This is a genomic window from Maricaulis sp., assembly GCF_030149515.1.
Lineage (GTDB): Bacteria > Pseudomonadota > Alphaproteobacteria > Caulobacterales > Maricaulaceae > Maricaulis.
Genome location: NZ_JASBRI010000006.1, coordinates 1 through 22,845, shown reverse-complemented (window position 1 = coordinate 22,845; position 22,845 = coordinate 1). Strand labels below are relative to the sequence as shown.

Annotated in this window: 13 protein-coding genes; 8 read left to right on the top strand and 5 right to left on the bottom strand. The window is 63.2% G+C overall.

Annotated elements, in window-relative coordinates:
- The 4 genes from Q1U94_RS02980 to Q1U94_RS02965 all read right to left on the bottom strand — a co-directional run bounded on the left by Q1U94_RS02980 (position 1) and on the right by Q1U94_RS02965 (position 7,813).
- Complete coding sequence (locus Q1U94_RS02980; protein WP_300541788.1) at positions 1-978, bottom strand: zinc transporter ZntB; 978 nt, start codon at positions 976-978, stop codon at positions 1-3.
- Positions 971-1,936, bottom strand: a complete 966-nt coding sequence (locus Q1U94_RS02975) for a mechanosensitive ion channel domain-containing protein (protein ID WP_300541786.1) — start codon at positions 1,934-1,936, stop codon at positions 971-973. The genes Q1U94_RS02980 and Q1U94_RS02975 overlap by 8 nt, the downstream gene beginning before the upstream one ends.
- 102 nt (positions 1,937-2,038) lie before the next feature.
- On the bottom strand, positions 2,039-6,100 hold the full coding sequence (locus Q1U94_RS02970) for a translocation/assembly module TamB domain-containing protein (protein ID WP_300541784.1): 4,062 nt from the start codon (positions 6,098-6,100) through the stop codon (positions 2,039-2,041).
- 3 nt (positions 6,101-6,103) lie between these two features.
- On the bottom strand, positions 6,104-7,813 hold the full coding sequence (locus Q1U94_RS02965) for a BamA/TamA family outer membrane protein (protein WP_300541782.1): 1,710 nt from the start codon (positions 7,811-7,813) through the stop codon (positions 6,104-6,106).
- Positions 7,814-8,002: 189 nt separating this feature from the next.
- On the opposite strand from Q1U94_RS02965, the gene zwf reads away from it, so the two are divergent.
- The 6 genes from zwf (at position 8,003) to Q1U94_RS02935 (ending at position 17,103) form a co-directional block, all read left to right on the top strand.
- Complete coding sequence (gene zwf, locus Q1U94_RS02960) at positions 8,003-9,481, top strand: glucose-6-phosphate dehydrogenase (protein ID WP_300541780.1); 1,479 nt, start codon at positions 8,003-8,005, stop codon at positions 9,479-9,481.
- The gene (gene pgl, locus Q1U94_RS02955) at positions 9,465-10,190 is read left to right on the top strand and encodes a 6-phosphogluconolactonase (RefSeq protein WP_300541778.1); all 726 of its coding nucleotides are present in this window, start codon (positions 9,465-9,467) and stop codon (positions 10,188-10,190) included. The genes zwf and pgl overlap by 17 nt, the downstream gene beginning before the upstream one ends.
- Before the next feature lie 25 nt (positions 10,191-10,215).
- On the top strand, positions 10,216-12,072 hold the full coding sequence (gene edd, locus Q1U94_RS02950) for a phosphogluconate dehydratase (RefSeq protein ID WP_300541776.1): 1,857 nt from the start codon (positions 10,216-10,218) through the stop codon (positions 12,070-12,072).
- Positions 12,073-12,512: 440 nt separating this feature from the next.
- Entirely contained in the window at positions 12,513-14,552 is a 2,040-nt protein-coding gene (locus Q1U94_RS02945) for a TIR domain-containing protein (RefSeq protein WP_300541774.1), read from the top strand.
- A gap of 96 nt (positions 14,553-14,648) precedes the next feature.
- Positions 14,649-15,218 (top strand): hypothetical protein, encoded by a 570-nt coding sequence (locus Q1U94_RS02940; RefSeq protein WP_300541772.1) that lies wholly within the window; start codon positions 14,649-14,651, stop codon positions 15,216-15,218.
- Between the two features lie 43 nt (positions 15,219-15,261).
- On the top strand, positions 15,262-17,103 hold the full coding sequence (locus Q1U94_RS02935; RefSeq protein ID WP_300541770.1) for an adenylate/guanylate cyclase domain-containing protein: 1,842 nt from the start codon (positions 15,262-15,264) through the stop codon (positions 17,101-17,103).
- Here Q1U94_RS02935 and Q1U94_RS02930 read toward each other — a convergent pair.
- Positions 17,077-17,763, bottom strand: coding sequence for a Crp/Fnr family transcriptional regulator (locus tag Q1U94_RS02930; protein ID WP_300541768.1), 687 nt, complete (start codon positions 17,761-17,763; stop codon positions 17,077-17,079). The two genes, Q1U94_RS02935 and Q1U94_RS02930, sit on opposite strands and share 27 nt — an antisense overlap.
- Positions 17,764-18,069: 306 nt before the next feature.
- Between Q1U94_RS02930 and Q1U94_RS02925 the strand changes: the two genes are divergently transcribed.
- Both Q1U94_RS02925 and Q1U94_RS02920 read left to right on the top strand, forming a co-directional pair.
- The gene (locus Q1U94_RS02925; protein WP_300541766.1) at positions 18,070-19,917 is read left to right on the top strand and encodes an alkyl sulfatase dimerization domain-containing protein; all 1,848 of its coding nucleotides are present in this window, start codon (positions 18,070-18,072) and stop codon (positions 19,915-19,917) included.
- A gap of 75 nt (positions 19,918-19,992) precedes the next feature.
- Positions 19,993-22,656 (top strand): M14 family metallopeptidase, encoded by a 2,664-nt coding sequence (locus tag Q1U94_RS02920; protein ID WP_300541764.1) that lies wholly within the window; start codon positions 19,993-19,995, stop codon positions 22,654-22,656.
- The last annotated feature ends 189 nt before the right edge of the window (positions 22,657-22,845 follow it).

Sequence of the window (22,845 nt, the reverse complement as noted above, 5' to 3'; positions counted from 1 at the left end):
CTAGAGCCATTTCATCCAGCGGAAAACGAGGACCTGCATCACGCCGATTCCGGTGAGGACGCCGACAAAGAGCCAGAAGGCGCTGGCCAGGTTGGCGCCGGGTATGCCTCCGACATTGATGCCCAGAAGGCCGGTCAGAAAGCCGAGCGGCAGGAAGATCGCGGCGATGAGCGACAGGATATAGAGGTTCTTATTCATCCGGTCGGCCAGTGAATTGGCCAGTTCGTCCTTGACGATCTGCGCCCGCTCTCGAATCGCGTCCAGGTCTTCGAGATAGCGGGTGATACGGTCGAGATTCTCTTGCAGGCGGCGCTTGGCCGGCGGGTCCAGCCAGACGAAATCCATCGTGCGCAATTGTGCGATCACATCGCGCTGGGGCGCGAAATAGCGCCGGAAGATGATAGCCTGCCGGCGCAACGTGTTGATGGCTTGCCGGTTTTCGATCGACGGCGTTTCCATCACTTCTTCCTCGATATCGTCGAGCGCGGTGTGCAGGCCCGTCATTACCGGTTCCATGCGTTCGAACAGACGGGCCGAGAGCATGGCAATGAAATCGCCCGAATGTTTCGGTCCCGTGCCGGCGGCCAACCGGTCCTGGACGTCGCGCACACCCTTGAGCTGCCGCAGCTGCACAGACACGATGCGATGGGCATCGATCCAGAGCCGTATGGAGACCATGTCTTCCGGCTGGGCATCCTCGTTCAGATTGACCCCGCGCAGGATCATCAGTGCGCCTTGATCGAGCTCCACTATGCGCGGTCGTGTCTCCTCGGCGAGCAAGGCGTCGACGATCAGCGGGTCCAGATAGTCGAGCTCGCTGGAAATCCAGTCGCGCGCGCCGGGATGACGGCCGTCAAGATGTATCCAGGCGAGGTCCTCATGCTTGATATGCGCGGCGATATCCGTGTCGGAAAGGGGCTTGCCCCGGCCGTCGCCCACAATCGCCGCCGCGTAGAGAATGCCCGTTTTCTCAGGCATTGCGAGCCTCGCCCGACTTGATATGGAGATCGCGCTGCGGGAAGGGGATTTCGATGCCGTGCTCGCGGAATTTCCGCCAGATCGCGAACATCACGTCGCTCTGCGGCGCCCAACGTCCGTCCACTACATTGCCGACCCAGAACAGGAGCGTGAAGTCGACCGAGCTCTCGCCAAAATTGAGAAGGAAGCACAGGGGTTCCGGCTCCTCGATACAGCGTGGATGCTCGCGCGCAGCTTCCAGGATGAGGGCCTGGGCCTTTTCGAGATCAGACTTGTACGACACACCGATATTGACCTGGATCCGCGCTTTCGTGGTGGACAGAGTCCAATTGGTGACCCGGTTGGTGATGAAATCCTCGTTTGGAATCAGGATTTCCTTGCCATCGAAAGTTTCGATCAGCGTGTAGCGGGCCGAGGAGCGGCGCACGAAACCGGTTGTGCCGTCTGGCAGTTCGATGAGATCGTCCTGCTCGACCGAGCGCTCCAGTAACAGGATCAGGCCGGAGATGAAATTCGAGGCGATCTTCTGCAGGCCGACACCGATCCCTATGCCCAGCGCGCCGCCGAATACGGCGAGTGTTGTCAGGTCCAGTCCGATCATGTCCAGAGCGATCAGCCCGGCCAGGAAATATATGCCAATCTGGAAAAACTTGGTGACCAGGATGCGCGTCGTCGGCCTCATCCGGCTCAGACCGGCGATGCGCTTGTCGACGACGTCGACGATGATCGCGGTGGTCCAGAATACCAGAGCCAGCACCAGAAGGGCGCGCAGGGCCGTGTAGGCGCTGATCCGGATATTGCCCATCTGGAAGGTCAGGGCTTCGGTGCCGAGATACCGTTGTACAATTTCGAACTGTCCGCTCAGCCCGGCCACGACCGTGCCCAGCAGGGTCAGAAAGACGAGCCAGCGCGCCCAGGCGCCCGTCGGCTTCACGATCTTGAGCAGGAAGGACTTCATGCGGGTGCAGGGTCTCCAGTGGGCGATCGGTACAACCCCTTGCGTACTCTGCGTCTTGTTGGCTGGCAAGCGCCGGGCCGGGCAGGCTAAATCCTGCTGAATCTAGTAGTCCCGCCGCCAGCGTATGGCGATCTCCGCGTCGGTATCGGCCGAGAGGCGCGAAAGCACAGATAGGTCCGGGGTCAACTGCCATTCGACCAGGGCCTGACTCAATGCCGAGACGCCGGTACTGCCGACCTCGACATAAACGCTCTCGCCGAAACGCCGGCCTCCGGTAACGGCCAGATTCCCGGCGGCGTCGGTCGATACGTCCAGCCGGTCGATCCCGGCCAGGTCACGCAACTGGCCGACCACGCCGAGCAGGCTTTGCCCTGACAATTGTGCCGCCAGTTGAGCGGCTTCGAACGCGCCGAGTTCGCTGACCGATTCGTCGAACAGAAGGCGTGAAAGAATTTCGTCCTCCGGCAGGGCAGGTTCACTCGACAGCGTAACCGTAGGCGAGCGGACCGGTCCGGCGATATTGGCAGTTGCCGAGAAGCCTGTGCGTGCGTGCGACGCTGTAAGGTCGATGCGCGCATCGGCGGGTGTGCCGTCAAAGCGGACTTCGCCGTCATCCAGACTGAAGCGGCGATTCAGGACAAAGGCGGTGCCGCCGGCCAGATTTGCCGTGCCGGCGAGATTGGGCTTGCCGGTCGGTCCCGTGACACGCAGGTCGGCGCCCCACTCCGACGAGAAACTGCGGGAAGTGACATAAATATTCCGCTCTGCCTCGATCCCATAGTCCAGCCGAACGGGCAGGATTGTGCGCGAATAGGCGGTCCGGTTCTTCGGCAGGTTGATTTCGCGCACGTCGATCTCCGGGATCGAGGCTGCGCCGTTGAGCGTAGGTGAGGCTCGCACCTGATCGATCCGGGCCTGACCGGCGACCAGTAGGCCGCGCCCGTCCAGTGTCAGGTCGACATGGCCCGTTCCCTGCGCAGTCAGGTCGGGCCGATGCACGGCGAGGAAGCGCTCGAACTCGAAACGGGCCTCACCCCGCGCGCCTTCGGTGGGCAGGCGTAGCTGGCCGGAGCCGGAAACGCGGCCATCGCGCCCGTCGGTCGCCGAGAAACTCGTCAGGTCGATCCCATTGTCATCGAACCGGGCTGTCAGGTCGATCTGCCGGATTGTGCTGCCGATCGCAGCGGCGGTCAGATGCCCGTCTCCAACCCGCACCTGGCCGGCCAGCACCGGCGATCCCCGCACCCCGCCGAGATCCACTTCGGCGTCGACCTCCCCGGCGTGGAGCACGGTTTCTGACGGCAGGACCAGCGCCGCAATCGGGGCCAGCGCGCCCGATGCATCAAGGCGCCCCGAGATGGCAGAGCCGTCTGCTCCGGCCAAACCTGTGAGTGTGCGTGTCGCGCCATCGCGCGTAAGCCATCCCGACGCTGTCAGGCCTCCACCGGAAAGCCGGGTTTCGAGCCGGGCCTCTTGCGGGGTCAGGGCCAGATCGGTGTCCAGGGTCAGCGGTGCCATGTCGTCGACGCTCAGCGAAACGAGATCGTTTGCGGACAGGGTGGCATTGCCCTGCCAGCTTTCGTCGCCGCGGCGCAGGGTGGCGTTACCTGAGAGTGTGCCGGCCGCTGGTGGCAGGGCGGCGATATCGCCGATCGCACTTACCGGCAGCGTATCGATTACCAAGTCGATTGTCGGGGCGGCGCCAGTATCGTCATAGATCAGATCGACTCGGCCCTCACCCAGAACGATAGCTGTGTCCAGGCGGGCCTGGCCGTTTGCGACGGTCAGGCGGGCCGGTTCCGGTGTGACGACATCGTGAATGCTCCAACGGCCTGCGGGCCTGAGGGTGAGGTCGAGGCCGCCAGCCTCGGGCAGTGCAAGCCGGCCCTGTGCGGTGACGTCGAAGGGACTGCGCAGCCGGCCATCGGCAGACAACGCGACTTCAAGTTCGCGCAATGGGCCGGCCAGGATGAGCTGGGCGTCGTTCAGGTGCCCGCCGGGGAAGGCATGGCCTGTCAAATGAAACCGGGCTTCGAGCGTCCCGTCGAGTGGCGCGCCCGCTGGTGCCGAGAGCCGCAATGTCACTTCAGCCCGGTCGCCGAGCGCGACATCCAGTGCGGCATCCAGCCTGCCGTCATTGCTGGCGGCCGATCCCGACAGGGCGAACGGGCTGAGCCGGCCGTCATCCAGATCGATGTTCCAGCTGCCGGGCGTCCAGGCCGCGGTGCCGCTCAGGTGCACAGGCTTGGCGTTTCGCGATGCTTCGAGTAGCCAGTCCGCAGCCAGCGCACCGTCCGCCCAGACTGTCTCGACGGCGAGACGCGGATTCGACACTTGCAGAGGCCCGGCGGCGAACGTATCGCTCGTCGTGGCGGTCCGCAGGACGATCCGGTTCCCGCTGGATTCAGCGCGAAAGGCAGTGGCAAGGGCGCTGTCGATCTCCAGCATCTCCACCGGTATCCGCCCCGACACAGCGAGATCGCCCTCAAGGCTCCAGTCATCGCCATCCAGCTGGCCGCTGGCCGACAGGTCCAGCCCGTTCGAACGGGCCGAAACGTCTGCAAGGCGCCATCCGGATTGCGTGCGTGCAAGTCGGGCCTGTCCAGACAGACCCGACAATAGATCGGAAGCCGTGGTGTTCCAGTGTGCATCGCGGGCGTCCAGCGTGACGTCCGCAACGTCTTGCGCAGCGATGGCGACTGAGCCCCGGACTGGTCCGGAGGCAAGGCCTGTCAGGCGGCTCACATCGGTAATGGCGATTTCGGCGGTGATTTCGGGTCCGGGATCCCCGAACGGATACCGGCCTGTCGCATCGAGGTGAGCGTGGCCGCTATCGATAGCCAGCCGGTCGACCTGTAGTATTCGCTCGCGCCCCAGCCAACTGCCGTCAAAGGCGAGCCCCGTCCGCTCGGCAAGCAGGGCGTCGATGGGCACTCGCCTGGTCTGCGCGTTCTCAAGAACGAGACTTGTCTCGATACGGACTACACCGTTCGACCGGGAAAGCGATACCGGTCCGGACGCTCGCCGTGCGGTTAGGAGACCGGTTGCCAGGCCCGAGGCGTCGACTTGTCCGTCCAGCTGCCACGTGCCGTCGCTTCTTGCGGCCTGTCCCGACCAGTAGGCGCCGGTCGCGGCTACCTCACCACGAGACAGCGCGACTATTGTGTCGGCCTCCGCATAGGCATCGATCGCCCAGGCAGTATCGCCAGCCGGCTCGGCTTCGATCCATCCGCCGGCGGCATGAACGCGGATGCGGCCGAGTTGTGGAGCGGGATCGCGGGGACCTTCGGCGCGGAAGTCAGCCTGCGTGGCCAGGTTCCGGTACGCCTCAGGCAACAGGTCCCAGCGATCCAGCCCGGCCAACCCCTCTGCCAGCCAGCCAGCAGGTGTCCATTGAGCCCGTACGCGAGCAACCGTTTCACCGTTGGCCGCAAGTACAATATGACCTGTTCCCGATTGACGGTCGCCGGCCACCTGCCCATACGCGTGAATCTCCCGGTCCGGCAGGCGCAAGAAGTTGGCCAACGGCCCGTCCGGCTGGCCGTTGGCCTGCAGCTGTCCCGTCACGGTTTCGCCCGTCAGGGAAAATTCAGCCGACAGGCGGTCCCCGGGCGTGTCCAGCCGGACCAGGTCAAACCGCCCGGATGCGCGGCCGTCGGCAAGGACATTCGCAGCGGCTTCGACACGAAGCCGGGCGGGCTGGCCGAGTACGCCATCGGCCAGTGCGAGCTCGGCTATGTTCATTTCGCCCAGGAACAGCGGCGGCAGCTCCGGCGTACCGCCGGAATTGACGGCCCGCGCCGGCGAAGCCGGCGGCCGGTGCATCGTCACATGTGCGACCGTGATCCGTTCCACATGATAGGGCGGGAAGACCGCGCTGCGGCTGCGCCAGTCGACCGTAATGTCTTCTGCGGTGAGCCAGATGCCGTCGTTGTCGGCAAACGTGATCCGATCGATCCGGAAGCGCGACAGGGGATCGCCGCGAATTCCGTCAATTGCCAAAGTGTGACCGGTGATCGAACGCCCGTCGAGGGCGGCATCGAGTGCCCAGCGTCCCGGGGCACTGCCGGCGGCGATGCGGAGGCCCGCCAGCAGGACCAGTCCGGTGCCCAGCACGATACCGCTCCAGCGAAGGATCAGGACTATGCGTTGCCGGCGGCTCATGAATCAGAATGCCTGACCGAGGCTGAAATAGATTTGCACCGGATCCTCGCCATCGCGCCGGTCCAGCGGCGTGGCAATGTCGATGCGAACAGGCGCGAAGTCGAAATAATAGCGCACGCCCATGCCGACAGCGCTTCGCATGTTGGAAATGTCCGGTTGGCTGTCTTCGCCCGCCGTCGCTGAATCCAGGAAGCCGACCGCGCCCCAGCGTTCATTGACGCGCCAACGCAGTTCGACGCTTGTCTCGACAACCGACGTTCCACCGAAGGGGGTGCCGTCCAGCGCAGGCGGGCTCAGCAATTGATAGTCGAACCCGCGGGCTGATCCTCCGCCGCCAGCATAGAAGCGCTGGTCGGCCGGCATGGAAGACGCGGATGTTCCAAGCACCGAGCCGAGGCGGAGTCGGGTCGCGGCCACCAGGTTTTCGCCGAGACGCCGGTATCCGCTGCCCCGCAGTTCAAGACGCACATATTGGCAATTGCAATCGCCCAGTGTCGTGGCCGGCGTCAGCTGGACCGTTCCGCGCATGCCTCGATCAGGGTCAAGAGGGTCGTTGCGGGAATCGTAGCCGGCGACCAGGTCTAGTGCGGCCGTAACCACGTCTCTCTGGCCCAGGGAATCGATAACGCTGGACCAATCCAGCCGGACGCCCGCGCCATAGTGGCGACGGCCATCCTGCCGCGTGATTTCTGCGCCGATCTCTGCCTGATCCTGTTCGTAGGCGTCGGTATCTTCATGCTTGAGTTCACTGTGAACGAACAGGGTCTGCTCGAAACGCCGCCAGTGCGGCCGTGAGATCTCTGCGCGCAGGGACTGGTTCAGCGTTGCCAGATTACCGGTCAGGGTCAGCGTCTCATCACCGCCGAACAGATTTCGCCGGGTCCAGCGGGCATTGCCCCCGCCGCCGTCGCTGGTGGAATAGCTCAGGCCTGTCTCGATGGAGTGCCGCGGAGCCGCGGTCAGTGCCACATCGACGGGCCGGTTCCCGTCTTCGCCGACCGGACCAAGCGATATCCGGGCCGACCGGACGCTCTCCAAGGCATCGAGCCGCCGCTGGAAGGCAAGCATTTCCTCGCGATCGGCCGGGGCGCCAGTTGTGAATGGCGACATCCGGGCGATAAATTGCGGCCGCCAGGGCGCTGTGTCCCCAACGATTTCGCCATAGGTGGACCAGGGGCCGGGATTGAAGCGGAATGTGATATTGCCCGAATGTGTTGCATGGTCGACGATGACCTCGCGCTCTCCGATCGTCGCGTCCGGCCAACCGGTACCGTGCAGCGCAAGGAGGCCGCGAGCCTCGGCAGCAATCACGGCCCGGGCCTGGAGGGGCTGGTCCGCAGACATCGCAAGGGCCGCGCCGGCGACCTCACGTGCCCGTGTATCCTCGCCGGCCTCGGTTGCGATGGACGCGATGTGGAATTGGGGGCCCGGTTCGATCCGGACGACAGGATGGCGCCCGGCCCTCAGGCCTGGCGTGACGCTGGCGCCGTAGTAGCCGCGTGCGCGCAGGAGCCGGCGCGCCCGGCCAGCGGCGGTGCGTGCCTGGCGCAGTGAACTGGATGTACCATTGGCTTGCGCCGATCGCTCGCCAATCGCTGTTTCCAGGGCGGCGCGAAGCTCGGCGTCGTCTACGCCTTCAATGGCCGCCAACGGTTGGGCGAAGGCTGGATCGCATACGAGCAAGGCCAATGCAGGAAGGAGTATGGATCTCACGCCGGTCGACCTCGAGTTTCCCCTGTTTCTATAAGAGCCGATGAACGATGTCCTCCCCTGTTTTGTGCCCGCACGCCGCTGCGTGCTGTTTCTTGGCTTCCCTGATTGCCGGAAAGGGGTATGTTAGGGGTAACATTATCGCTATATATAGGGCATGAGCGTTTTGAAGCTTTCGATTGGATCGTAGGTATGGCCGAACTCGTACCCGTTGAACCGTTTGATATTGTTGTGTTTGGCGCCACCGGTGATCTCGCGCTCCGCAAACTCATCCCGGCCCTGTTCCACCGCTGGTGCGACGGTCAGATCACCGACGATTCCCGGATCGTGGCCGCTTCGCGCGAACCGATGGCGCAAGAAGCGTTTCGCGAGCTGGCGTCCACCCACATATTCGACAATGGCAACGTGACCGATGCGCGGCGCAAGGCTTGGGCCGCGTTTTCCGAACGGCTGAACTATGTCGATCTCGATGCCAGCGGCGAGGGCGAAGGCTGGGCGAGGCTCAAGGATGCTCTCGATCCGGACGATGACAAGATCCGGCTCTACTATCTGGCGCTACCACCGTCGATCTACGGATCGGTGTGTGCCGGTCTGGCGCGGCAAGGGCTGAATACGCCCAACGCCCGCATCGTATTGGAAAAGCCGATCGGATCGAACTATCACACGGCCCGTGCGATCAACGACAAGGTCGGAGAAGTGTTCAATGAGAACAACATCTTCCGGATCGACCACTATCTCGGAAAGGAAACCGTACAGAATCTGTTGATCCTGCGCTTTGCCAACTATCTGTTCGAGCCGATGTGGAATGCCAATGGCATCGACCATGTCCAGATAACGGTTGCAGAGACCCTGGGGGCGGGCAAGCGGGCGAGCTATTATGATCGTTCCGGCGCCCTGCGCGACATGGTTCAGAACCATCTGCTTCAACTCGCCTGCCTGGTTGCCATGGAGCCGCCGGAATCGCTCGAAGCGGATTCGGTGCGCACCGAAAAGCTGAAAGTGCTCAAGGCACTGCGTCCGGTTACACCTGCCAGCGTCGCAAATGATGTCGTGCGCGGCCAGTATCAGGCCGGGGCGATTGGCGGTGAAACCGTGCCCGGCTATGCCGAAGAGGTCGGTACGGATACGGAGACGGAGACCTTCGTTGCTATCCGGGCCCAGGTCGACAATTGGCGTTGGGCAGGGGTGCCGTTCTACATGCGCACGGGCAAGCGCATGGCGTCACGGCGTTCGGAGATCATCGTCCAATTCAAGCAGATTCCGCACGATATCGTCGGCGCCGCAAAGGGCGCGTTACATCCCAATCGCCTGGTAATCCGGCTGCAGCCCGACGAGGGCGTCAAGCTGATGCTGATGACCAAGGACCCGGGCCCCGGCGGTCTCCGCTTGCGTTATGTACCGCTGAACCTGTCCTACGCGGAGCATTTCGAGGCGAACTACCCCGATGCCTACGAACGGCTGCTGATGGCTGTGGTGCGCGGCAATCTCTCGCTGTTCATGCGTCGTGACGAGGTCGAGGCCGCCTGGCGCTGGGTCGACGGGATCATTCATGCCTGGGACGAGAGTCAGGCAAAGCTCTATGGCTATCAAGCCGGCACGGACGGACCTACGCCCTCCGCCCTGATGTTGGCCCGCGAAGACCGGGAGTGGTTCGATGCCATCTCTTACTGATACCGCCATGCCGATGACGGTACATGCCGATGCGGACGCGATGGCGAGCCGCCTGTGCGCGACCATCCGCGACGATCTCGCCCGTGCCATCGCGCAGCGGGGCAGGGCCGTTTTGGCCGTTTCCGGCGGCTCCACGCCCGCAGGCCTGTATCGGGAGTTGTCGGGTTCTGATCTAGACTGGTCGCGCGTCAGCGTCGTTCTGGTCGATGAGCGCTGGGTCGATCCGGGCGAGGCGGGCTCGAATGAAACCTTCGTCCGCGAGACCCTGCTGGCGGGACCGGCGGCCGCCGCCGGCTTCTTCGGTCTCAAAACCCCCGAAGCATCGCCCCTTGATGCGGTGGAGGAGGTGGAGGCACGCCTTGCAGGGTTGGATGTGCCCGACGTGGTCGTGTTGGGCATGGGACCTGATGGACACACGGCGTCGTGGTTCCCCCGCGCCCAGGGACTGGACCGGGCGCTCAGCCGGAACGGCGCCAGGGTTGCCGCCGTGCAGGCTGCCCAGACAGATGTTACGGGCCCCCATGTCCAGCGCATGACACTCACCCTGGGTGCCATTGCTCAAGCCAAGCGCATCATCTTGATGATTGCCGGAGCGGCCAAGCGCGACACGTTGGAGCGGGCACTGACCGAGGGACCCGAGGCCGATCTACCGGTCCGGGCCATCCTGCGAGATGCCGCCATGCCACTGGAAATTCACTGGACGGACTGACCCTGAACGCAACGGAAGGCGAACCATGGCTCAAAGCCTCAACCCCACAATTGCCGCCGTAACCGAACGGATCCGCGAGCGCAGTGCCCGAAGCCGCTCTGCCTACATCGCGCAGATGCGCGGCGCGCGCGAAGACGGGCGGAACCGTTCCGTCCTGTCTTGCGGAAACCTGGCTCACGGCTTTGCCGCGTGTCCGGGGGCAGACAAACGCGCACTGAAGGATGGCAACTCGGTCAATATCGGGATTGTGACAGCCTACAATGACATGCTTTCGGCGCATCAGCCTTTCGAGCGCTTTCCAGCCATCATCAAACAGGCTCTCAACGATGTCGGAGCGGTGGGCCAGGTTGCCGGCGGTGTGCCGGCCATGTGCGACGGTGTCACCCAGGGGCAACCCGGTATGGAGCTTTCCCTGTTCAGCCGGGATGCCATCGCCATGGGTACGGCGATCGCCCTGTCGCACAACATGTTCGACGCGGCCCTTTGCCTGGGGGTGTGTGACAAGATTGTGCCCGGGCTCTTGATCGGGGCGTTGCGCTTCGGGCATCTGCCCGTGATTTTTGTACCGGCAGGGCCGATGCGGTCGGGCCTGCCGAACCCGGAAAAGGCAAAGGTCCGCCAGCTGTACGCCGAGGGCAAGGTGGGACGCGACGCACTGCTGGACGCGGAAAGCAAATCCTACCATTCACCGGGAACCTGCACCTTCTACGGGACGGCGAACTCCAATCAGATGCTCATGGAAATCATGGGCCTGCACCTGCCGGGCGCCGCTTTCTTCAATCCGGACGATCCGCTACGCGACGCGCTGACCCGGGCCGCTGCCCGGCGCGCAGCGGAGATCACGGCCGGGGGTGAAAACTATATTCCGCTGGCCGATATCGTCGATGAACGCTCGATCGTGAATGCGATCGTGGGGCTTCATGCCACGGGCGGTTCGACCAATCACACCATTCACATTGTGGCTATTGCCCGGGCGGCCGGAATCTACATCGACTGGGACGATTTCGACGAACTCGCTTCGGCGACGCCGCTGCTGTGCCGCGTTTATCCCAACGGTCCCGCTGATGTGAACCATTTCCACGCCGCCGGCGGGCTCGGATTCGTTATTCGAGAGCTTCTCGACGCGGGCCTGCTGCACGAGGATGTCCAGACGGTGATGGGGCAGGGGCTGCGCCGGTACGCAGCCGAGCCCTTCGAAGGCGAAGACGGCGTGATGTGGCGGCATGCTGTCGCCGAAAGCGCCAATCTCGACATCGTTCGTCCGGTCTCCGAACCCTTTGCCCGGGATGGCGGCCTTAAAGTGCTCGACGGCAATCTTGGCCGTTCGGTGATCAAGGTGTCGGCCGTCAAGCCCGAGCACCGGACTGTCGAAGCGCGGGCCCTCGTGTTCGAAAGTCAGGAAGATTTTCTCGACCGCTTCAAGACCGGAGAATTGGAGCGGGACTTTGTGGCAGTGTTGCGCTTCCAGGGACCGCGGGCAAACGGCATGCCGGAACTGCACAAACTGACCCCGGCACTGGGTTCGCTCCAGGACCGGGGATTCAGGGTGGCCCTGGTCACTGACGGACGTATGTCGGGAGCGTCAGGCAAGGTGCCGGCGGCAATCCATGTCAGCCCGGAAGCGGCACTGGGCGGACCGATCGCCCAAGTGCGCGATGGTGACCGGATTGTGCTGGATGCGGCCTCGGGAAGGCTCACGGTCGAAGTGGATGATTTCGGCGACCGGCCTTTGACGCAAGCTCCACCTATCGCCCAGATCGGTATGGGTCGCGAGTTGTTTACCGGTTTCCGCCAGCTGGCTGGCCCTGCGGAGGAGGGCGGTTTGACCATCCCGGGCCTGGCCGGCGTTTCCGAAACGGCGCTGCCGTCGGTTCCCGCATGATCCAGCGTTGACACGCCGGGGCGCGGGCCGTGGCCTTGAAGCGTATCGATCAACGACAAGGCGCGCAATTACAGCGGGTGTGATCCCTATCACAGCGCTGACGGTCTTGACCTGTTAGAAAACCAAAGCTGCTCACTGCGAGCGGTCCCAAACACCTCCCCTGGGGAGGGCATACTGCGTCGGGGATGTGGTCAGGCGCAATACCTTGCCCAATGCGAAGCCCCAACTTCGCCTTGCGTTTCAACCCTCCCCGACCTTGCCCTCCCTCCACTGCCGCGACCCATGCTCTCCAGATTGGCCTCGCAGGTAGCATGACAGGTGACGACCCAGCGCAAATCTGTTGATAGCCGGCGTCGGCGGTCTCTTGGCGTCGCTGTGTAAGGTTGCATGGCCCCGGCATTGGCCCGATGATTGGCCCGTTTGGGGAAACCGGGGTGATCATGACCGCGAGCGGCCGCTATCGGGCTTTCATCAGTTACAGCCATGACGATCAGGGAAGGGCGCGCCGGCTGCACCGGGCGCTCGAGACTTATCGCGTGCCGTCCCGTCTGGTCGGCCAGGTAACCGGAAAGGGCGAAGTCCCCCGGCGCCTGTCCCCGATTTTCCGGGATCGCGAGGACCTTCCGGCATCCGGCGATCTGTCGGCTTCGGTGCGTGAGGCGCTGGGGAACTCGCAGACCCTGATCGTTCTGTGTTCTCCGGCCGCGGCAAGGTCGCGCTGGGTGAACGAGGAGATCCGTGTCTTTCGCGAGATCAACCCCGATGGCGATATCCTTGCCGCGGTCGTCGCCGGCGAACCGGGCGCGGAGGCGGCCGGCATGGCGTCCGACCTGGAATGTTTCCCGCCCAACCTGCGGACGTCCGGAGACGGTGTACCGGAACCTGTCGCGGCCGATTTCCGCCCGCGTGGCGACGGACGCCGCATGGCGCTGCTCAAACTGGTCGCCGGTCTTCTGGATCTGGGGCTCGATCAGCTTATCCAGCGGGACTTGCAACGCCGGCAAAGGCGTGTGACGGCGATCACAGGCAGTTCGATTGCCCTGTCGCTTATCATGGCCACCCTGACGCTGTTTGCGATTTCGGCCCAATCCGAAGCTGAACGGCGCAAGGCCGAGGCAGAGGATTTGATCGAATTCATGCTCAGCGATCTGCGTTTGAAACTGGAACCCGTTGGCCGACTGGATGTTCTTGACGCTGTCGGAGAGAAGGTCATCGAATACTATGACGATCAGAATCCGCGCCAGATGTCGCCGGACGATCTGGGGCGCCGGGCCAGGGCATTCCACCTCCTCGGCGAGATCGACAGCGCCGAAGGTGATCTGGACAATGCCTATCGTCACTTCGTAACGGCATATGAGGCCACCAGCCGCATCCTGGCCGTGGAGCCGACTTCTCCGGCGCGGATCTACGAACACTCCCAAAGCGCCTATTGGGCCGGTTACTTCGCCTGGCGGCGCTCCGACCTGGAAACAGCCGAAGCCAGGTTCGTCGAGTATCGCGACCTGTCCGAGCAATTGCTCGGGAACGATCCGGATAATCTGGAATGGCAGGCCGAGGCGGCGTATGCCCACTCAAATCTCGGCACGCTCTATGTCGGTCAGGGACGGTTCGAGGTGGCGCGCGACGAGTTCCGTCAGGCCCTGGACCTGTTTGTTCGGATAGCGGAACAGTCGGGCGCATCCGAGCAGGCCTGGATCGATGTCGCAGACGCCTATGCCTGGATGGCGCACGTATCCGAGCCCCTGGACGGGCGTGAAGTCGCGATGCGTTTCGTTCGTGACCAGATTCGTGTCTACGAGGCTGAACTGGCCGATTCGGACAACTGGAGTGTTCGGCGGAGCGCCATGTCGGCGGAGTATAGCCTGGCGCGGCTTTATATGGCCGCTGGTTCGCAAAGCCGGCCCGAGGGTATCGCGGCAGCGTTGGACATACTGACGGCGGCCTCGCACGAGGCCGATGCCCTGATCGAGCACGATCCTGCAAATCTGGAATGGCGGCTCCTGGGCATTCGCCAGCGGATCTGGCTGGCTGAGGCCAATCTGCTCAGCGGCAATGTCGATGGTGCGCGACAGGCATATCTGGACGCGACTGCCTTCATGGCCCATTCGGCCTGGGCGGCTGTCGAAGGGTTGCGATTTGAAGATACGCGGCTTCATGCAGCGCTGGTCGAGGCGCGGATATTCATGGCGATGGGCGACAATGACTCGGCCCGGTTGTCCCTAGAGCATCTCTTGGTGTCGCTGAGCCAGGTCGAGGACTGGTCCGGACGCCTCACCAAGGGGATTTATCTCTACGCCGCTGCGACCAATACCTTCGCGGAGCTGCTGGAGCGGCAGGGCGAAGGCCCGGAGGCGGCGCGCGTCCGGGAAACCATGGTGAACCGGCTGGAACCGGTCATGCACCGGGTGCCTGCCGACGCCCGGGCTCAATACCGCCAGGCGTTGGCGATGCTGGAAAGCGAGCGTTTGAGCGCCGAGTAGTGTGTATGCGCAGGGCCTCGTGCTTGAGGCGGTTTATTGGGGGCAAAAGAGGGGATAGCTATGCCCAGCATAGACAAGGACATCTTCGACGGGACAGTGATCCAGCCGGAACTGGAAGCAGAATGCGGATTTGCGCCGACCCGAACGCAGCTCGCTCTTGTGGCGAAAGCCACCGACGGATTTGTCGTGGTTCACGGAAGCGATGCTGATCGCGAGACGTTCGACGATTCCGACATCTCATCCATCTTCGTCACGTTCGCTGACGTGGTCTCTCAATATCCCAATGCGGACACGTCCACGCTGCGAACGGCGGTCATGGCCGCACTTAGCGGTCTTTGGACGCCGTGCAGCACGGTGAGCACCTGTCCTTTCGACGAAGAGGTGACGGCACCGGCCCGCCTCATCTTTCATGTCCACGTTCCCGGTTGGGGATTCGAGCCCGCCCGCATCAAGTTCAAATCCGTTTTCCCCGAAGGAGAATTCTGCGGCCTGGACTGGCTTATACTCAACGGTGCCAGCTGTGCGCCGTACAGTTTCAAGATCGACACACGGTGTGAAACTGCCGGCAGCTATGAATTCGCGTTGTTCATTCAGGCGTCCCAGGATGCGGGCAACCAGGCGACACGGGTCATTATCGACCCCAAAATCGAACTCACTCCGCCCTGATAATCCCTGATACGTTGTCCGTGCAGTGGTTGGTGGAGTGCGTATGGGACAGCGTGACCGTATTGCGAAACGTTTCAAGCGAGGCGATCTGGCTCGATCCTACGATCTGTGTCTGGAGGCATTGCAGGAAGATCCACACGATCTCTGGCTCCAGGACCGGGCCGTGCTTTGTTTGATCCGATCCGGCGCGCTTGAACGGGCGGAAGCGGACTACCGGCGTTTCCGCCTGTCCGAGGCTCGGCACAACGAGGACTGTCTGGCGCTGGGCGCGCGCTTGCTGAAAGCGATTGCCTTTGAAGCAGAGGTGGCCGGATTCGCAGCGAAGGCACGGGAATCGGCAGAAAAATATGCGCATGTATTCGACCAGACAGGCGGCCACTATCCAGGTATCAATGCCGCGACCATGTACTGTCTGTCCGGGGATATGGCACGCGCAACCGACCTGGCGCGCCAGGCCCTTGCGGCCAGCCGGCAGGCAAGGGCCGGCGATCCGGAAGCTGCCTACTATCGAAGGGCGACCGAGGCGGAGGCCTATCTTCTCCTGGGCGAGCCAGGCGCCGCAAATCTGGCCCTGCGCGCCGCAATCGCTTCTGATCGAGAGAATTTCATCGCGCATGCCACGACCCTGCGGCAATTGCGCATTGTGGCTGCGGCGCTGGGGGTATCGGACTCCTGGCTGGCAAGCCTTGAACCGCCGCGTCCCGCCCATTTTGCCGGTCACATCTTCCGTACCGGAACCGGCAAGGGCGCTGTGTCGAGGCGCCGCGAAACCGAGCTGAGAAAGGCCGTTGCCGACGTGCTGCAGCGGGAAAACATCGGATCGGTCTACGGCGCGATGGCGGCCGGTGCTGATATTGTAATCGCGGAGGTCGCGTTGGGGGCGGGGTGTCCGCTGACGGTTGTCCTGCCTGTGCCGGTTGCCGTTTTCATGGAGACCTCCGTCCGGCCGTTCGGTGCGGCTTGGGTTCGCCGTTACGAGGCTTGCCTCGAACGGGCGACCGATATTGTCGAGGTTACTACCGACAGGCAGATTGTCTCGGAGCTCAATCTCAATCATGCCAGTGCGGTTGCCATGGGCCTGGCGAAGATCCGTGCCGACGTTCTTGCGACCCGTCCTGTTCAGTTGCTCGCCTATGACGGCCGGACAACCGGTGCTGCACGCTTTGGGACAGCACGCGATGCCGAGATGTGGCGCCAGACGGGTTCTCCGCAATGTGTGATCCCTTTCGATCGCCCCGACGGCACTGTCACTTGCTCGCAACAGCCGCAGCCGGTCGCACGGAGCGAGTTCGAGCCCGCGATGCGGGCCATGCTGTTTCTCGATGTCCGCGGATCGTCCGCGGTGCCAGACGACCGGATTCCCTGCTTCGTGCGCGAAGTGCTCGGCCGGTTGGCCGGCACATGCGATCAGCTGGAAAGCCCGCCGCTTTATGCCGACAGCTGGGGCGACGGACTGTTCTTCGCGTTTGATGATGTCGATCAGGCGGCACGGGCCGCAGTGACCTTGCGGCGTGAATTTTCCGGGATCGACTTGGAAGCGGCCGGTCTGCCTCCGTCGCTCGGACTGCGAATTGCCGGGCATTGCGGTCCCGTACATGAGGGCGTGGACCCGGTACAGCAGCGCCGGGTCCCGTTTGGCGGTCAGGTCGCAATCGCCTCCCGGATCGAGCGGGTGACCGTGCCGGGGTCGATCTTTGTCAGCGAGATCTTCGCGGCGCGCTTGGCGATGTCCAAAAAGCCGGAATTTCGGTGCGAATATGTCGGCCTCACGGAGATTGATCCGCTGCTGCCGGCGATGCCCCTCTATACCTTGCGAGCCGTTGCGCCGGGATCGCTCACGGCGCGCGCCGATGCCGTATCAACCCGATCCGAGCATCCGGTTTAGCAAGTCGGGATCGACCAGCTCGAACGAACGATCGCTGCGCTTGAGCAGGCCTCGCCGTTCAAGGTCGTTGACCGTTCGCGACGTGGTTTCGCGAGTAGTGTTCACCCGTCTCGCCAACTCCGTCATCGACGGTGCAATCCGGATCGTCCGGCTGGTCGAGTGCGTTGCGGAGGGTTCGGACATGCGTAGCAGTTCGGCGTATATGCGGCCCGGTGCCGAGAGCGCTGAGAGTTCGAACATGCGCTGCGTTGTGTGATGAATGCGGGCGGCGAGAATCTTTGCGAGCGCCAGCCCGAACGCGCCGTGATTGCGCATCAGGTCAAAGAATTGGGGTCCGGTGATGACTGCTACGCGGCAATCGGTTTCCGTGACGATCTCCGAGGTGCGGCGCTTTCCGGTCAAGGCCGCCAACTCGCCGAAGATCGCACCGGCGCCGAACCAGTCGAGCCAGATTTCCTGACCGCCCTCGGAGAGGAGAACCACGCGCGCCGAACCCTCGAGCAGTACATAGACGTGATCATCCTCATCGTCCTGAGAGATGATCGTGGTGTTCGCATCGACATGCCGGATTTCAGCGGTGGACATCAATGCATCCCGCGCTTCGGGCTCCATAATGTCCAGCGCATCCAGGGCCATGTTCCACGCCTCATCCGGCTCCATGAGCGTTCCCTCGTACAACCAGTTGCGTCGATCCGATAATTATCAACAGTCGCCGGGAACACCAAGTCACGGCCTAGCATCTTGTCGTTGCGCCGGGCATCATCGTCAATTCCGGGCGCACGCGCTAGTGCGCAGGATCAATGATCTCGGGGGAAGGCGATGGCTTGGCTGCGTTTTTCGGGAGTGGCCGCAGGCGCGATGCTGTCTGTGTTGGTAGCGTGCTCGCCCGTTCCCGGTCCGTCCGCGTCCGGTGAAGCCGGTGCCGATCCACACGGGGCCTGGCCGGCTCAACGAACGACCGCCGAGATGAACGGCGCCGTGGCTGAATGGCTGGAAGGCCTGGAGCCGGACGACGAGGATTTGGCACAGCGAGGCCTTCTGGCTCGGGACGATCTTGTCGACATACGGACACAGGACGGGCAAACGGTGTGGAACACAGCCGCTTTCGCCTTTCTCGACAGTGCGCCGCCCGACAGCGTCAATCCCAGCTTGTGGCGGCAGGCCCGGCTCAATGCGGTTCACGGCTTGTTCGAAGTGGTGCCGGGCATCTACCAGGTGCGGGGCTACGACCTGGCCAATATGTCCATTGTTGAAGGTGAAAACGGCCGGATCGTGATCGACCCGTTGACGTCCGTCGAGACGGCTCGGGCGGCGCTCGATCTGGTCGAGCGCGAATTGGGCCCCCGGCCGGTTTCCGCCGTAATTTTTACCCACAGCCATATCGACCATTTCGGCGGTGTAGCTGCGATCGAGGAGGCGACGGGGGAGGGCGCGGCGCCGGTGATCGCCCCAGCAGGATTTCTCAATGCTGCGGTCAGCGAAAACGTGATGGCCGGAGTCGTGATGGGCCGGCGTGCGCGATTCATGTATGGCGGGCCTTTGCCGCGTACAGCGCGCGGGCATGTGGACTCGGGCCTGGGCAAGCATCCGGCCCTGGGAACCCATACAATCGCCGAGCCCGATATCCTGATCGACCGGTCGGGCCAGATCCTGGAAATCGATGGTGTGCGTATGGAGTTCCAGTATGCGCCGGAAACCGAGGCTCCCGCGGAACTGACGGTCTTTTTCCCTGACTTCGAGGCATGGTGCGGGGCCGAACTCGTCTCCCGCACCATGCACAATCTCTACACCCTGCGTGGTGCGCAGGTGCGCGATGCGCTGGCATGGTCAGCCGCGATCGAGGACGCCCGGCGAATGTTCGCCGGACGTACCAACGTCATCTTCAACAGCCATCACTGGCCGGTCTGGGGGCGCGCCGAGGCCGAAGCCTTCCTGGTCGCTCAACGCGATGTCTACAAATACATTCATGACCAGACGCTACGCTTGGCGGCGCAAGGGCTCGGACCGGACGAAATCGCCGAAGAGATCGCACTGCCGGATACCTTGGGCGAGGTTTTCGCGGTGCGCGGCTACTACGGAACACTGAAACACAATGCGCGCGCCGTCTATCAGAGGTATTTTGGCTGGTATGACGGGGTTCCCGCTCATCTCGACCCGCTACCGCGCATCCAAGCTGCGCAGCGGTATGTCGGGGCCATCGGTGGCATCGAGGCGACTGTGGAACAGGCTGAGGCCGCCTTCGCGACCGGGGACTATCGATGGGCAGCCGAGTTGGCCCAGCACGCTGTGTTCGCCGAACCGGACCATGGCGGTGCCCGTGACGTGCTGGCCCGGTCATACGAGCAGCTGGGCTATGGAGCGGAGTCCGCACCCTGGCGAGACGTATATCTGACGGGTGCCCATGAATTGCGACACGGAATCGCTGCCTCGGATACGGTCGGTGCCGGAGCGGAGATACTCGATGCCATTCCGCTCGACATGTTCTTTGCGGCGCTGGCGACTAGACTGGACGGATTGCGGGCGGCTCGCGCCGACCGGGTGTTCAATTTCGTCTTCACCGATGTTGGGGAGACGCACGTGATCGTGATCTCGAACGGCGTTATGCACCACCGGCGCGGCAACGCGGCCGACGATGCGGACGCGACTGTGAGCCTGACGCGGAATTTCTGGACCCGGTTGATGCGGCAGGAGGCGGGCCTGCTCGACATGCTGGGTTCCGAGGACTTCTCCGTGGACGGAGACCGACGGGCCCTCTACGGCTTCTTCGGCATGCTGGAACAGCCCGATTCCGATTTCCCCGTCGTAACGCCCTGATTTTTGCGACGATCGGGCTTTGGCTCCATATCCGAAACCTGATTTAGTGGGGTTCGAGTGAATTCGGGGGTTTCGATGATACGAATGATAGTTGCCGCCGTGCTGGCAATCATGGCCGGTCCGGGTGCGGGTGTCGCCCAGACGTCTCCTTTCGAGGCGGATTATGATCCCGCCATTCCGAGCGCAATGTCCGAATTCGGCTATGCTTTCGGCGACGAGATTACGCCTCCCGGTACCGCGGTCGATTATCTCTATACCCTGGCTGAGGCCGCACCGGACCGGATGCGTGTGGTCGAATACGCGCGCAGTTGGGAAGGCCGTCCCCTGGTCTATGCCGTGATAGCGCGGCCGGACGTGATCGACCGGCTCGACGCGATCCGGGCGGACCTCCAGCAACTGGCCGATCCGGCCGCCCTGTCGGCGGACGCTGTAGATGGTCTGATCGCCGGTCTTCCGGCGGTGGTCTGGCTGTCTTATGGGGTGCACGGCGACGAGATTTCGTCGACCGATGCCGGCCTGCGCACGGCCTATCACCTGCTCGCTGCGCAGGGCGACCCGATGGTCGAGACAATTTTCGACAACACGATTGTCGTCGTAGATCCGACGCAGAATCCAGACGGCCGTAATCGTTTCGTGCAATCCTTCCGGGCCGCGCGCGGCCTGGAGCCAAGCGACAATCGTTATACCGCCGAACACGACCAGCCTTGGCCTGGCGGGCGCTATAATCATTATCTCTTTGACTTGAACCGCGATTGGTTTGCCCGGACCCAGCCGGAAACCCGCGGGCGGGTTGATGCCATTCTCGAATGGCGGCCGGTCGTCGTAGTCGACGCGCACGAGATGAGCGGCGACTCGACGTATTTCTTTGCGCCGTCAGCCGAGCCCTTCAATCCGCTCATCGTGGGGAGCCAGCGCGACGCACAGGCGCTGATCGGACGCAATCATGGTGCCTGGTTCGACAGGCTGGGCTACGACTATTTCACCCGCGAGGTCTATGACGCCTTTTATCCCGGATATGGCGATATGTGGCCGACCCTGCAGGGCGCCATCGCCATGACCTATGAACAGGCGTCGGCGCGGGGCCTCGAATGGCGGCGGCGGGACGGGTCGTTGCTGACTTATGGTGACGGGGTTGACCATCACTTTGTCGCCAGTCTTTCGACAGTCCAAGTCGTAGCAGAAAACCGTGAACGTTTCCTGCGCGACTTCGTCGCTTTCCGCCGTTCGGCCGCGCTGAGCGATGACGCCCCTCAGGCCGTCCTGCTGGATATCGCCTCCAATCGCTGGAGCGCCGAGCGCATGGCCCGCAATCTCGCCGCCCAGGATATCGAAGTCGGACGTGTGGCGCCGGGGAGTTCGGCCTGTGGAGCCCGCTTCGAGGACGGCGCCTTCCTGGTCCGTTTCGACCAGGCTTCGGGTCGGCTGGCGCGAACCCTGCTGGAAGCAACGACCGATTTGCCGGCCGAGTTCATGACCGAGCAGGAACGTCGCCGCAGCGAAGGGCTGGGGCATGAATTGTACGATGTTACAGCTTGGTCCCTGCCTCTCATGAACAATGTGACGCCGACCTATTGCCGTCGTGCGCCTTCGCTCAACACGGCGCCTGTCAATGCTGAAATGCCGATCACGCGTGTCACCAGCGAGCGTGGAGCCCAGTGGGGATATGCGATTCCCTGGACCGACGCGGGACAGGCGCAATTGGTGGCAGCCTTGGCGCAGGACGGCGTGCCGATGCGCACGAGCGACATCGGGTTTCGGATCGGTGATCGTGATTTCCCGCGCGGCAGCGTCGTTGTGCCCCGCCATTCCGCACCGGCGGATCTCGACAGTCTGATCACGCGGCTCGCCGCTGAAATTGGGGCCCATTTCGAAGGCATGGAGACGAGCTGGGTGGATGAGGGGCCGAATCCGGGCTCCGACAATTTCCGCACTCTTCATGAACCTCGCGTCGTAATGCTCTGGGACGACGGCGTTTCCCCGCTTTCGGCCGGCCCGACGCGCTATGTTCTCGAACGCCGCTACGGCATTCCGGTGGCCGTGATCCGTACCGGAACGATCGGTTATGCGGACCTGAGCGGTTACGATGTGCTGATCTTGCCCGAGCAGGGCAGGGGCAATCTGTCTTCGGCTCTGGGTGGTTCCGGCACGTCGGCGATCCAGCGGTTCGCGCGGGGTGGAGGTGTCGTGATCGGGTTGGGCTCGGCTACCCGCTGGCTGGCCGACAGTGACGTGTCCATGATCCCGGCCCAGCGCGAGCGCGCCGCCGAATCTCCTCGGGAAAGTGGAGGATCGGGCGGAAGCGTTGTCGATGGCAGCGTCGTGACCAATCGGGAGGAATTGCGTTCCCTGGAGGCGGAGGCTGGTGCCTTGCCGGATTCCTCGCCAGGTGCGCTGGTTCGTGTCGATGCCAATCCCGATGCCTGGATGTCGGCCGGCTATGATGACGGCGCCTTTGCCCTGGTAACGGGGTCGGACATCTATGCGCCGGTCTCCATAGACGAGGCGGATACGGCTCTGCGTTTTGCTGCACGGGATGAACTCCTGGCCGGTGGCTATCTCTGGGACGAGTATGCTGACCAGCTGGCCTTCAAGCCTTTCGTCCTGTCTCAGTCTTACGGGGCGGGTCAGGTGGTCGCCTTTACCCAGTCGCCCACGACGCGGGCCTATTTGGAAGGTCTGGACCTGTTGTTGCTCAACGCAGTCCTTCTCGGCCCACCCCGCTCCCGCGCCTTCCGTTAAAGTCTGGAAAATATGAAAAATTTCTCCTTCTGGGCTTGACCTCGAAGGGGAACGCACGGCCCTCGGTTGACCGAGTTGACCGAGTTGACCGAGTTGACCGAGTTGACCGAGTTGACCGAGTTGACCGAGTTGACCGAGTTGACCGAGTTGACCGAGTTGACCGAGTTGACCGAGTTGACCGAGTTGACC

Coding starts and splice junctions, on each gene's coding strand:
- Q1U94_RS02980 (WP_300541788.1), bottom strand. CDS start 978: ATGCCTGAGAAAACGGGCATTCTCTACGCGGCGGCGATTGTGGGCGAC.
- Q1U94_RS02975 (WP_300541786.1), bottom strand. CDS start 1,936: ATGAAGTCCTTCCTGCTCAAGATCGTGAAGCCGACGGGCGCCTGGGCG.
- Q1U94_RS02970 (WP_300541784.1), bottom strand. CDS start 6,100: ATGAGCCGCCGGCAACGCATAGTCCTGATCCTTCGCTGGAGCGGTATC.
- zwf (WP_300541780.1), top strand. CDS start 8,003: ATGGCCGAACTCGTACCCGTTGAACCGTTTGATATTGTTGTGTTTGGC.
- pgl (WP_300541778.1), top strand. CDS start 9,465: ATGCCATCTCTTACTGATACCGCCATGCCGATGACGGTACATGCCGAT.
- edd (WP_300541776.1), top strand. CDS start 10,216: ATGGCTCAAAGCCTCAACCCCACAATTGCCGCCGTAACCGAACGGATC.
- Q1U94_RS02945 (WP_300541774.1), top strand. CDS start 12,513: ATGACCGCGAGCGGCCGCTATCGGGCTTTCATCAGTTACAGCCATGAC.
- Q1U94_RS02935 (WP_300541770.1), top strand. CDS start 15,262: ATGGGACAGCGTGACCGTATTGCGAAACGTTTCAAGCGAGGCGATCTG.
- Q1U94_RS02930 (WP_300541768.1), bottom strand. CDS start 17,763: ATGGAGCCGGATGAGGCGTGGAACATGGCCCTGGATGCGCTGGACATT.
- Q1U94_RS02925 (WP_300541766.1), top strand. CDS start 18,070: ATGAACGGCGCCGTGGCTGAATGGCTGGAAGGCCTGGAGCCGGACGAC.
- Q1U94_RS02920 (WP_300541764.1), top strand. CDS start 19,993: ATGATACGAATGATAGTTGCCGCCGTGCTGGCAATCATGGCCGGTCCG.